Here is a 12,692-nt window from a genome sequence, read left to right as displayed (position 1 = left end):
CGGCTCATCGAGAATCATTTCCCAAGTGTGAAATTCTTCGATAGGTTTCTAACGCTGCTGGTTTCTCGCGCGCAGCTTCTAAAATAGTCGCATGTTATTTGAATACCTCACTAAAGGTCTGACCCTGAGCATTCTGGGCTGCCTTGGCTGGCATAACAAGATACCAGCGACACTGATAGTTCTCGGTCTGATGCTGCTGGGACTCATTGTTGCGTTCGTGCTGGCTGCCAGGCAGGCGGCCTTGCAGAAGATTAAGCCCAGGACTTCGTGGCCACAGTACCTCATCTACCTGATGCTGGAATACCCACGCATGATCTATGTGGGTGTGCTGGCTGGGTTGCTTACGGGTGTACTGCTGATCACATTGGTTTTTTCCTACTGGTCGTTCCTCGATTTGAGTATTGCACTGGCAGTTGGTGTCGGCATGGGCTGCCTGCTGATTGCTTTACGGCTGATTCCACAGAAACTGGTGCGACGCATCATTATTGGGGCGCTGGTGATCAGTGGCACCGTGTTTCTCTACATGTACTGGGGCAAGCAGGGGTGGAGTCTGGGCGAGGGCACCAGCCCAATAACTCTGGGCGTGCATCTGCTGCTCGCAGTGCCCCTGCTCTATCTGCTGACGATCGCTGGTCGAACCGAAGAAACCGAGATTGAAATCGGTCTGGTGTGTGCGTTGCTGGGAATAGCCCTACTGGTGCTCGTTGGGCCGTCATTCCAGATCATGGCGATTCTGTTGCCTACGGTGATATATCTGGGTTACACCCATTATCTGCTCAAGGATATGCAGGCATTCAAAGCATTGCTTAGAGGCATGGGGCATGCAAAACAGGGTGCCACGGCAGAAGCCCTGACTTCATTCCGGCGAGCACTCCATTTTTCGCCGCAACACCGGCTGGCCAGGCAGGAGCTCTGGAAAGTGCATCGGCAGATTGACCTGCGACAAGTGCATCAGGATGAACGGCTGCTCAAGCTGATTGATTTTGATCTGTGCCTGCAGCGAGCACGTGATTTACTGTTTGCCGATGCCCCCACGGCTGAACAGATTGCGGAAGCCAAACAGTTGCTCGATCTGGTACTGGTGCAGAAGCCCGCGCTGCGGCCTGCCGTTTTTTATTACCGGGCGGTGGCACACACTCATGCCCGTGAATACGACAAAGCAGCGACAGTACTTCGAGAACTGCTGGATGCCAGCCAATTTGGCCCGGATGAACAGACCAGCCGAGATGGCATACTCCTTCCCGCATGGCAACTTGCTCTGATGCAGCATGATGAGCTGCGCAAACGAGTGGGTGATCCGCTGCTGATCTCCGGACAGTTGATGACTGCGATTGCGGTGACCGAGAAGGCATCCAGGGAAAATCCTGACGCTACCGATGTGAAACAACTCAAAGCGCGACTGTACAACGATATTACCCTGGCGGATTACAACCGCGAAGCAGGCGATTCGCCCACCCAGCAGGCCAGCGATTTCGATCACAAGTACGTTTATGAAATGGGGGTGGAACGACTCGATCTTCCCACAGCGTATCGTCGAGGCGTGGAGCTACTGGCGATTGCGGTTCGTGGCCAGCCGAAACATGCACCGGCGGTATGGAAGCTGGCAGCTGATGCTGCTATGAAGCACGATGACCCTGCCCTGCTCAAGCAGGCTCAAAACGAAGTGAAAGCCTGGACTAAACTACTCGGTGTGAAAGAAATGAGCGAAGAGAGTAAGGTGGCCTATTTTGCCACGGTCAAGCAGATGGGTGAGCAGGCCTATCATGAAGGCAGGCTGGATGATGCCTTGGAAAACCTGATCCTGGCGAGCGAAGCACCGCAAAGTGGTGCTGATACGCTGCGCATGATTGCTGAGCTGTACGAAAAGCAAGGCAACGTCGTTCAGACGATGCATTACAACGAGCAGTGCCTGCTCTACGATGCCAAGAATCCGCAGTACTTGGAACGGAGAGATCGTTGCTACATTTCGCTCACGCCGGATGACATTAATGCACATCGGGAAAAGCTTGGCAAGTTGATCGACCAGTCGTATCTGCTGAAAAAGTCGCGTGAAATTCTCGATGCCAAGAACTCCGGAGTCGAACAGTATGAATGGGCTAAGCATCTTTCGGAGCTCTTGACCGCCATCGCTCCAGAACGGGTAGCAGGCTGGGCGCTCATCGGCCGCTGTTTCCTGCGAATGGGGCAAAGCGAAAATGGCGTAAAAGCTCTGGAATATGCTTATCATTTGGGAACGCAGAACAAGCCGAGCGGTGATGATCTGGAACAGTGGTATTTAGCCAGCAGAATTCTGGGTGATTTTTATCTGAAGGAGCAACGTTTCGCGGAAGCAATGGAATGTTTCAAGTCTTTCAGTCAATCGACCAAGAGCGGTGCGGATACGCATTACAAGCTGGGCCAATGTGCTGAAGGCCTGGGACAGCTTGCCCAAGCGAAGAAGCACTACCACAGCGCCAACATGTTCGATCATCCGCAAAAGTATGAAGTAAGCCAGGCGCTGGAGAGGTTGGGAAGTAGTTAAGCCATTCAGTTTACTGCCAGGCTGAATCGCTGATTGATTCCAAGCAGGCACATCATGACAATGAGTTAGCGCATTCGGATCTTATTTCCTGTTGGCATTTCCAGGTACAAGAGGAGACCATGCTGCAGGCAGAGGCTTTTCAACCTGCAAAGGTTCTTTGTCATCGAACGCTTTCTGCAGCCTGGCTAATTGTGCTGACATACCGGCAACACGCACTGCCTGCTCAGGTTGCAGCGACAGATTGTGTTTTTCATCAGAATCGGTTTGAAGATTGAACAGTTGAATGATATTGACCTTTGGATAGCGGATGAGTTTCCATTGTCCCTGCCTGATGGCACGTTGATACTGGCGGTAGGCGAAGAGTAATTCTGAGCGAGCACTTTGCCTGGGATCACGCAGTACCGATAACAGTGATATGCCCTGGCTGGTGAAAGGTGCTTTCACCCGACAGAGTTCGCCCAGGGTGGGAAACACATCGAAAAGATAGCACATAGCCTGCGTTTGCTGGCCGGTGGCAATCCCCGGACCGGTGATGATAAGTGGCACGCGAATGGAATGCTCGTAGAGGTTCTGCTTGCCGATCAGCCCGTGGCTGCCACGGGCTACGCCGGAATCAGCAGCGAATACCACAATGGTGTTGGATGCGTGAGGCGATTTTTCGAGAGCATCGAGAATGCGACCTACCTGGGCATCGAGATGCGAAACATAGCGATAGTACTCTGCCAGCATCTCCCTGATCTGCTGTGGTGTGCGTGGCCAAGGTAACAGCTTTTCATCACGCACCACCATTTCCCCATTATCAAAGGGATGCTGAGGAAGAAAGTTGGCAGGTACTGGCAGGCTGGCGGGATCATAGTGAACTGGAAAATCATCGGGCACGATGTGCGGATCATGAGGTGCATCGAAGGGCACATAGCAGAGAAACGGACTACCCTGATGCTGTGAAATGAACCGGATAGCTTCATCGGCAAAGACTTCGCAGGCGTGTTTGGGTGCCAACTGAGGCGCTGTCATTTTTCCCTGTTCCAGATGAATGAGCTTTGCCTGCAAGGGATTAGTCATGCCGCCTGCAAAGATGGAACGGGCCTGCTGAAAACTGAACGGGATGGAATCAGCGTTGTTGTGCCATTTGCCGGTGATGAATGTGGTGTATCCTGCCTGCCCGAAGGCATAGGGCCAGGTCGGATGTTGTTTCAGACGTTCATCGATGTGAAAGAGTGACCTGCCGGAAAGCAGCATGGCACGGGACGGAATGCAGGTGGCGCCATGCATGCCTCCCTGCATGTAGGCCTGATCAAAACTGATGCCTCGCTGCACCAGCCGATCGAGGTTCGGTGTTTTGATATGCCTGTTGCCCAGGGCTGCAATGGTATCGGCCCGCTGATCGTCGGCGAAGAGGAAGAGGATGTTAGGCCTTGTGGGTTCCCCACTCTGCACGGTTTGCAAAAGGAGCAGCATGATAACCAGGGAAATCATTCGCATTTTCGGGCTTCCATCGGCTTCAACTGGAACAACAGAGTCTGCCATCCCACCGATAACAAAGCAACAGTTTGTTGCATTCAATGCTTACCTCGTGTAAGCTTGCATACTTCCCTGCCAGTTTTCCCGCCTTGATTGGTTATGCATCAGCATGGTCATGCTTTCGGGTTGTTCGATCCCCATACGCGGGAAGGGTTGACGTATTCCACCCGGCGGAATTTTCTGAAGGCAGGTTTAGCCGGCTTGGGTGGATTGACGGTACCAGGATTGTTGCAGCACCGGGCACAAGCCATCGAAAAGGGCAAACGCAGTCCAGGGCAGAAAAGTGTCATACTGCTCTGGATGACGGGTGGCCCCAGCCACATTGATACGTGGGATCCCAAACCGACGCGGCCACTGCAGAACCGTGGGCCGTTCGGCGTCATCCGCACCAATGTGCCCGGCGTATTCATCTGCGAACATCTGCCTAAACAGGCGGCGATGATGGATCACTTCACGCTGATCCGCTCGGTGGATGCTCGCAACAGCAATCACGAACCAAACCGCGTGTTTCAGACCGGGCACCTGGAAGCGGAGCCTCGCTTGAACCCGGTCGGGCATCTTTATCCTGCTATCGGTTCGATTATTTCGAAGTATCGCGGGGCCAATGCACCGGGGATGCCTGCATATGTTTCGTTTCACAAATCACGGTCGCATGTTGCCTTCGGCGGCTACCTCGGCATGGAGTTTGATCCGTTCCCCGGCAACCTGGCAGCGAGTCTGCCTATCTATACAGATGTGGGCAAAGATTCCGGCAAGGTAACGCAGGCTAATCTGTTTCGAGGAGCGAAGGGGATTACTACGGCGGACATGACGCAGCGGCTGAGTTTGTCGCAACAGCTAGATGTGCTTCGCAGGGAGATTGATGATAGTGGGGCCATGAGTGCGATGGATCGCTATCAGCAGCAGGCGGTGGAACTGGTGCTGGGCGGCAAGGCACGAGCCGCGTTCAATCTCGATCTGGAGCCTGCCAAAGTTCGCGAGCAGTACGGCAAACATCTCTGGTGCCAGCAGGCACTGCTCGCTCGTCGACTGGTGCAGGCTGGGGTTGCCTTTGTCACGCTCGATTTGAGTTACCATTCCGCTTCGGGCACGTGGGATACGCATGGCGACAATATTCCGCCGTATGGAGGCATTAGTAAGGGACTCAAGCCGCTTTTGCCTTTATTTGATCATCTGCTGACGACGCTAGTCAGCGATTTGAAAGCCCACGATCTGCTCGATGATGTGCTGGTAATTGCGATGGGCGAGTTTGGCCGCACTCCAATCATGGGTACGCAGGAAAGTACCGATGGGCGCGACCATTGGCCTGTAGTTGCATCCATGTGCTTGGCAGGAGGCGGCTTGCGGCATGGACAAGTGATTGGTGAGACAGAACACGACGGTGGAGCTATCAAGAGCAATCCGGTAACCCCCGGCGACCTGGCCGCAACCATCTACCAGTACATGGGAGTGCCACTCGATGCGACCTATCTGGATAACACGGGGAGACCGCGGCCGATTATTGAGATTGGCAAGCCGGTAAAGGAGTTGTTTTAGTAGTCATCTCGCTCCGAGAGATGACACGGCGATGAGTGTTTACACGCGTTTTGAATGCAGGTCTCCGGAGACCTGTTGATACCTGCGACCAAATGAGTGATAGCATGAATCAATTTGGACATAGGGACGATAATCTTTTTGACTTCGAGGCACGGCATGTAAGATTTCTTGGCCCGCAGGAAGGTGTAGCCGAAACAGTATTTACAAGCAAAATAGCTCACCTATTCTCAAAGCACAGCATCAAGTGTCGTGCCTATCTTGCAAGAGTCGATTATGACGACGGATCCGGAGTAAATATAGCCTTGTGCATTTTCCTCGGTGAAAGTACAGATTCAAATTTGGTAGAGGAATTAATTGGAATCACTTTTAGCAATATGTTCAATTCAAACGAACACTTGGATACATACATGATTACAAAAGAACGAGATCAGGAATTGCATGAAATGGCCGATCCGTTTTACGATAATATTCAGTAGCAGCATTGTTCCAGTGACATGCCAGATAAATCACTGAACAAAAGTCAGCCTACTCCGAGGGATGACACAACAATGAGCGACATCGCCTCTCTATAAAAGTCTACAGTTGAATCGGAAGTATCGAGACGGGCACAAGTCACCGTGTCATCTCGCGGAGCGAGATGACTACAATCTTCACAGGTTGATCTATACCCCGCGAGTAAGGATACAGAATGGCATTCCTCTTGTTTTCAATAGTGACAGTATTCCTGCAGGATAGCCGCACCTCCGGTTATGAAGTGCATCACGTTGGCGAGATGCGCAAGGTGATGCGTGAAGGCGACCTGACTGGCACTATCGAGTTGCAGAAACTGGCCAGGATGCCTCATCTGTATGCATTGGGGCCGCTGGAAAATCTGCGTGGCGAAGTCACCATCTGGGATAGTACTCCTTCCATTTCCTCGATTGATAAGAGGAAGATCAGCATCAGCGAAACGCTCAACCACAAAGCCTGTTTCCTGGTGTATGCAAGCGTGAAGGAATGGAAGTCCATTCCTTTTCCGAAGTCCGTCAACGACGAAAAAACTTTCGAAGCATGGCTGGGGAAAATCGCAGCGGAACAGGGCATTCAGGTGAATCGACCTTTCCCTTTCCTAATCCGGGATACGCCCGGCAAGTTGCAGTTTCACATCGTCAACAAAACCGATGACAGTCCGCACACGCCAGCCAAACATGAGGCTATCAAGGTGAAATTCACACTGGAGAAAACAGCCTGCCAAGTGCTCGGCTTCTACTCAGACAGCCATCATGGTGTTTTTACGCATCATGATTCCAACATTCATATGCATATGATCACAGCGGATAAAAAGCAGTCGGGACATGTAGAAACCGCGCAGTTCAGTCACAATGCTGTGTTATTGCTGCCTCGTTGAGAACGACTCATTAAATCTCATTTTTTGAGGACTTCGTAAAAGGTTCAATTAGCCTGAAATGCATAGTTCATAATCAGAAGAAGTCAAAAATAATTTTCCGGAAAAAGTTTGACTGTGTAGGTTCAAGCCAGTAAATTTGTGACATCGCCTAAAACCACACACTCTTAGACAACAAGAGGAGATGGCTATGCAAGCTCGAGGATGGAGTGCAGGAGGGTTGAGAAGCCTTCTGCTGATTACTGGTTTTTTAATCAGTAGCTCGTATGTGACTGCAGGTGACGTGCACTTGGACCATAGAAGCGTTCAAGGTCAGGTAGGGACAGCAGGAAAATACACTTTTACTCAAATTGGTGGATCACCGACTCTACCTACCTATGGAAATTACGGAGGTAGTGGACGGGTTGAAACTTTTTGTATCAGTCTTGCAACCACCATCCTTGATCCAGGTTGGTATACCACCACGGATGATATAACCAATCTCCCTACTCCTAATGGGCCTATGGGGTTATTGACGGCACGCAGGATCTCTGTGCTGGTCAATGAAGTTTTAAATGGTAACAAATTTGGAACAGGTGATGACTACAATGATGCTGGTACCCCAACTAACGGTTGGGCTTCTGTACAAGGCGCCATCTGGAGGTTAATTAATCCACTTGCGAACATACCTGGTGGTCTGGCTGTATCGGATGTCAATAATCTAATCAGTGGAGCAACTACCATTCTTGCCGGGTATGGTAACGATTTAGCTGCTTACTATGCTGGCACTGGTTACCTCAATAATTATTACATTCATGGTTTGGATGCATATAAGCTGAACAGCAATGGTTCTAAGAATTACCGTCTTGGGCAAGATCAGATTTACTGGGATACGAATCCTAATTTCATCATTCAAGTCCCCGTTCCTGCTGGCGTAGTGTTGGCTGGTATGGGCATGATCTGCCTGGGTGGCTTTAACCTTTATCGCCGTCGCAAGATAGTAATTGCTGCCTGATAGAGTGAACAAAAAAATAAGCAGCGGAGACTTTCGGTCTTCGCTGCTTTTTTGTCGCCTTAAAGATTCTGAAATGGAATACTGAACTAAGTCATCTTTTCATCCTGTTCGCTAACTCGATCAAGCAGCCACGGATGACTTCGAGGGATACGCCCAGCGACTTGCTGGTATCGGGTACTGTTGCCAGGGTGGCTCGTTTGGCGCCCCGGAGTACCGTGGCGGAGCGTTTCAGTAACACTGATACCAAGACATCTACACGTTGTTGCAGTTCAGCACTGGGAACTACTTCATTGAGCAATCCCCAGCGGAGGGCTTCCTGAGCGTCGATTTTTCTCGCGGTGGTGATCAAATCCATCGCGCGGCCATAGCCCACGATTTCGGGTAACAGCGAACAGCCACCCAGATCGGGGATGATGCCGAACTCTACTTCAGGCAAAGCGAATATGGAGCCTTCGGCGGCCAATCGCATATCGCACCAGAGGGCAATCTCCAGGCCGGCGCCAATGGCATATTTCTCGATGGCAGCAATGGTGATGAAGCGATCGGAGCGCAGCCAGGAGAAGGCAGCCTGTATTTCTCTGCCATCGACATTGCCGGAGAGCAGCTCGCCGGTGGTGAAGATGGAGGTATCGACGCCGCTGGAGAAGCAGCCCCCTGCCCCGCTGACGACGATGACTTTCAGTTCGCCGGGATTGGTGCTGAGTTGCTGGCCAAGCTCGGCAAGTTCCCGCCACATCTGCAGAGTCTGGGCATTTCGTTTATCGGGTCGGTTCAGAACGAGGTGACCTACCGCACCCTGTTGATCGAAAGTGATCTGCGTTGGTTGGCTCATAATATGTAACTCCACAGTTATCACTATGCTATGAAACCCATCGAGTCGTCAAAAAGCAATTTGATTTCAGCTAATCGGGTTAACAGTAACAGCTAATTCTGGTTACACTGGGTACGAACACTGCTGTCTATTCCATTGCCACATGCCTTATTCCCATGTTGTTCGTCAAGAACGGTTTGTCTTTGCCACGCTCGCTGAGCTGTTGGCCAAAGCCAATGAACGCAAGTCAGGCGATGAGTTGGCAGGGCTGGCAGCAGGCAGCGAGCAGGAACGAGTTGCAGCCAAATGTGCCTTGTCGGATGTAACACTGAAAGAAATCGCAGATCAGCCTGTGATTGATCCTGATCGGGATGATGTCTCTCGATTGATACTGGAAAGCCATGATCAGAATCGTTTTGCAGAAATCTGCAGCCTGACAGTGGGTCAGTTTCGAGAGTGGCTGCTGGAATCGATCCCTGAGCCACAGAAGCTGCAAGAGGTAGCATGGGCAATTACTCCGGAGATGGCTGCTGCTGTTGCCAAGTTGATGTCTAACCAGGAACTGGTTGCTGTCAGCTCGAAGATTCGTATCGTGACTCGCCTGCGAAACACGATGGGGGAGCATGGCGTTCTAGGTATCCGTGTACAACCCAATCACCCCATGGATGACCTCAAAGGAATCCTGCTTTCAGCATTGGATGGACTACTCTTTGGTTGTGGCGATGCAGTGATTGGCGTCAACCCGGCTACTGATTCGAAAGAAACGGTTTCCAGCATATTGCATGGACTGGATCGCTTGATTTCTCACTATGCCATTCCAACACAAGCGTGCTGCCTGGCTCATATCACAACACAACTGGCATGCCTGGAGCAAGGCGCACCGGTGGACCTGCTCTTTCAATCAATTGCGGGCACACAGGCCGCCAATGCAAGCTTCGGAATCACTGTGGAAATGTTACGCGAAGGGCAGCAACGTACACAGGAATCACATCAAAACAGGCCTGGCCCCTGGCTGGGCAAGCAAGTGATGTATTTTGAAACCGGCCAGGGCAGCGCACTCTCTGCTGATGCACATCATGGCATCGATCAGTTAACGCTTGAAGCGCGTGCCTATGGACTTGCCCGCTTGTTTGATCCGTTTCTGGTCAACAGCGTGGTCGGATTTATCGGGCCTGAATATCTGTTCGATGAAAGACAGATTATCCGGGCAGGCCTGGAAGATCACTTCATGGGCAAACTGCTGGGATTGCCCATGGGAGTTGATGTCTGTTACACCAATCACGCGGAAGCAGATCAGAACTCAGCTGACAACCTGATGATGCTGCTGGCGCTGGCGGGCTGCAATTACTTCATGGGCGTGCCCTGTGCTGATGATATCATGTTGAATTATCAATCGACCAGTTATCATGATGCAGCGCAAGTGCGTGATCTGCTGCAGCTACGGCCTGCCCCAGAATTTCACAATTGGCTTGAAGCACAAGGCATCTATCAAGAAGGCCGACTGGCACCATTGACAACTGATTCACGTCCGTTGTTACTTCAATCGTTCAACACATTACTGAAACTCTGACCTGGAAAAGTGCATGGAGAATTCTTCGCCAGAAAAGACCTCTTCAACAATTACTGAGGATATTCAGATACTGCACCGACTGGGATATGCTCAGGAACTGGCGCGGTGCCTGAATGGCTTTTCCAACTTTGCAATCTCTTTGTCGATCATCTGCATCCTGGCAGGCGGACTGACTTCATTCCATATCGGCTATGGCAGCGTGGGTGGAGCAGCGATAGGTATTGGCTGGCCCCTGGCGTGTCTGTTCTCGCTCGCTGTGGCGTTAACCATGGGTCAAATTGCATCAGCCTTCCCGACAGCAGGTGGTCTCTATCACTGGGCAGCCATTCTAGGTGGAAGGGGTTGGGGTTGGCTGACCGCCTGGTTCAACCTGGCTGGGCTGGTCACGGTGCTGGCAGCGATTAATGTTGGAACCGTTCAATTCATGTTTGGAGCATTCTGGCCTGAAGTGCCCTGCACTCCCATGATTCAATTATCGCTCGTCCTGGCCATCACCCTCACCCAGACTGTTTTCAATCACCTCGGCATGCGGGTGACCAGAATACTGACTGATTTCAGCGGCTACTGGATACTGATCATCTCACTGGCACTGACCGCCTGTCTGCTTTTCAGTTGCGATACCTGGGATGTTTCCAGACTGTTTACTTTCTCGAATATGAGTGGTCAGCCTGCAGATGCACCGGTCTGGCCGAAATCGGAATCGCAGTTGTGGCTGTTCGCCTTGGGCTTACTGTTGCCTGCATATACCATCACGGGCTTTGATGCATCGGCCCATGCTTCGGAAGAAACGATTGGAGCAGCACGAAATGTGCCTCGGGGTATTGTTCGTTCGGTGCTGGTATCCGGCTTATTTGGCTGGGTGATGTTGATAGCTGTGGTTCTTGCCATGAAAGATCCAGCACAGGCGATTGAGCAAGGGGATAAGATCTTTTTCGGAACGCTTTTGAAAGCGTTGCCTTCTGCATTGGCAACTTGGCTATGTGTCGGGATCACGATTGCGCAATATTTATGCGGATTGGCTACAGTAACTTCGGCATCAAGAATGACGTTTGCCTTTGCACGTGATGGTGGTTTGCCCTTTTCATCAGCCATCCGCACAGTTTCGCCACGATTTCGCACGCCTGCAATTGCCATCTGGCTGGTGGCAACCGTTGCAGTCGGGTTCACGGCATACACACCGATTTATTCGACCATCACCGCAGTGTGTGTCATCTTCCTTTACATTTCGTATGTTCTTCCCACGGTGCTTGGCATGCTCGCACTTGGTAACCGTTGGAAAACTCTCGGCCCCTGGCATCTGGGAAGCTGGTTCAAACCGTTGGCGCTAGTAAGTATTTTGTGGTGCGTCGGGCTTATCGTCATTGGCATGCAGCCGCCAAATGATAAGGCAGCGATCGTTGTACCCGGTGTACTGCTGTTTCTGGGAGCCTACTGGTTCTTTGCTGCACGCCATCATTTTCCCGGACCACCAGTGGGAGTACTGACTCAGCAACAGCGGGATGCGATTACTGCAGCCGAGGTGGCTGTTCACGAGCCCACACATGTGCCGGTTGAAGCAAGGGGAACAACCAGTGAATGAAGCCGCGAACCAAGTAATGCCTCATGAACTGGATGAAGTTGATCAGACGCTACAATGCACTTCAGCCCGGTTATTCACAGGCCGTGCAGGACTGGGATATCGAACTGCCACCGCATTGAAACTGCGTGCTGATCATGCTGCAGCACGCGATGCGGTTTACCAGTTCATCGATCTGAAACGAGATATTGGCGAAGAGCGTCTTCAACGGTGGGGATTGTTCGGAGTAACTACGCAGGTACGTTCACGAACTGAATACCTGATGCGACCTGATCGCGGCAGGGTATTCGATGTCGAATCGCAAGAAACCATCAAGAAAGAATGTACCAACTCGCCCACATTGCAGATTGTTCTGGGGGATGGACTATCAGCAGCAGCAGTGATTCATCATGGAGTTGAACTGCTGGATCTTCTCCATGACAAGGCAAAAGACCTGTCCTGGTCAGTAGGCAAACCATTCTGCATTCGCTTCTGCAGAGTAGGCATCATGAGCGAGATAGGCCGACTACTCAACCCTGAATTGGTAATATTGCTGATAGGCGAACGCCCTGGGCTTGCTCATGCTGATTCTCTCTCCGCCTACCTGGCATACCGGCCACAAGCAGGACATACCGATGCCCAGCGGAACCTGATATCCAATATTCATGCCCAAGGTATTCCAACAGCAGTAGCCGCTGAACGGATCATGGAACTGGCCATTCGCATGCGTGAAGCACAATACAGCGGCGTGATGCTGAAAGAACAAGCAGGGAACAAGCTCCTGAGTCAGCAGAGTTGAG

At 51.6% G+C, this 12,692-nt stretch carries 10 protein-coding genes; 8 read left to right on the top strand and 2 right to left on the bottom strand.

Translation table 11 applies throughout. The features are described 5' to 3' along the window. Positions 1-91 precede the first annotated feature (91 nt). On the top strand, positions 92-2,521 hold the full coding sequence (locus tag JNJ77_11840) for a hypothetical protein (protein MBL8823273.1): 2,430 nt from the start codon (positions 92-94) through the stop codon (positions 2,519-2,521). A gap of 81 nt (positions 2,522-2,602) precedes the next feature. Here the strand turns inward: JNJ77_11840 and JNJ77_11835 are convergent, their stop codons facing one another. Then, entirely contained in the window at positions 2,603-4,003 is a 1,401-nt protein-coding gene (locus tag JNJ77_11835) for a sulfatase-like hydrolase/transferase (GenBank protein MBL8823272.1), read from the bottom strand. 138 nt (positions 4,004-4,141) lie between these two features. Here JNJ77_11835 and JNJ77_11830 point away from each other — a divergent pair, with 138 nt between their 5' ends. The 4 genes from JNJ77_11830 to JNJ77_11815 all read left to right on the top strand — a co-directional run bounded on the left by JNJ77_11830 (position 4,142) and on the right by JNJ77_11815 (position 7,956). Further along, positions 4,142-5,578 carry a DUF1501 domain-containing protein gene (locus JNJ77_11830; GenBank protein MBL8823271.1) on the top strand — a complete coding sequence of 479 codons (1,437 nt, stop codon included), beginning with the start codon at positions 4,142-4,144 and terminating at the stop codon, positions 5,576-5,578. 104 nt (positions 5,579-5,682) lie between these two features. Further along, complete coding sequence (locus tag JNJ77_11825) at positions 5,683-6,054, top strand: hypothetical protein (GenBank protein ID MBL8823270.1); 372 nt, start codon at positions 5,683-5,685, stop codon at positions 6,052-6,054. Between the two features lie 212 nt (positions 6,055-6,266). After that, complete coding sequence (locus JNJ77_11820) at positions 6,267-6,965, top strand: acetolactate decarboxylase (GenBank protein ID MBL8823269.1); 699 nt, start codon at positions 6,267-6,269, stop codon at positions 6,963-6,965. A 187-nt stretch (positions 6,966-7,152) separates the two neighbouring features. Next, positions 7,153-7,956, top strand: coding sequence for a hypothetical protein (locus JNJ77_11815; protein ID MBL8823268.1), 804 nt, complete (start codon positions 7,153-7,155; stop codon positions 7,954-7,956). 91 nt (positions 7,957-8,047) lie between these two features. On the opposite strand, the gene JNJ77_11810 is transcribed toward JNJ77_11815, so the two are convergent. Then, entirely contained in the window at positions 8,048-8,788 is a 741-nt protein-coding gene (locus tag JNJ77_11810) for an enoyl-CoA hydratase/isomerase family protein (protein MBL8823267.1), read from the bottom strand. Positions 8,789-8,930: 142 nt separating this feature from the next. Between JNJ77_11810 and JNJ77_11805 the strand changes: the two genes are divergently transcribed. Genes JNJ77_11805 through eutC form a run of 3 tightly spaced genes read left to right on the top strand, consistent with a single transcriptional unit; the run spans position 8,931 to position 12,691 of the window. After that, positions 8,931-10,337, top strand: a complete 1,407-nt coding sequence (locus tag JNJ77_11805) for an ethanolamine ammonia-lyase subunit EutB (protein ID MBL8823266.1) — start codon at positions 8,931-8,933, stop codon at positions 10,335-10,337. Positions 10,338-10,350: 13 nt separating this feature from the next. Continuing rightward, the gene (locus JNJ77_11800; GenBank protein ID MBL8823265.1) at positions 10,351-11,916 is read left to right on the top strand and encodes an amino acid permease; all 1,566 of its coding nucleotides are present in this window, start codon (positions 10,351-10,353) and stop codon (positions 11,914-11,916) included. A gap of 16 nt (positions 11,917-11,932) precedes the next feature. Beyond that, complete coding sequence (gene eutC / locus JNJ77_11795; protein MBL8823264.1) at positions 11,933-12,691, top strand: ethanolamine ammonia-lyase subunit EutC; 759 nt, start codon at positions 11,933-11,935, stop codon at positions 12,689-12,691. Position 12,692 lies beyond the last annotated feature (1 nt).

This window comes from Planctomycetia bacterium (assembly GCA_016795155.1).
GTDB lineage: Bacteria > Planctomycetota > Planctomycetia > Gemmatales > HRBIN36 > JAEUIE01.
This window is presented reverse-complemented; position numbering and strand designations above follow the sequence as displayed.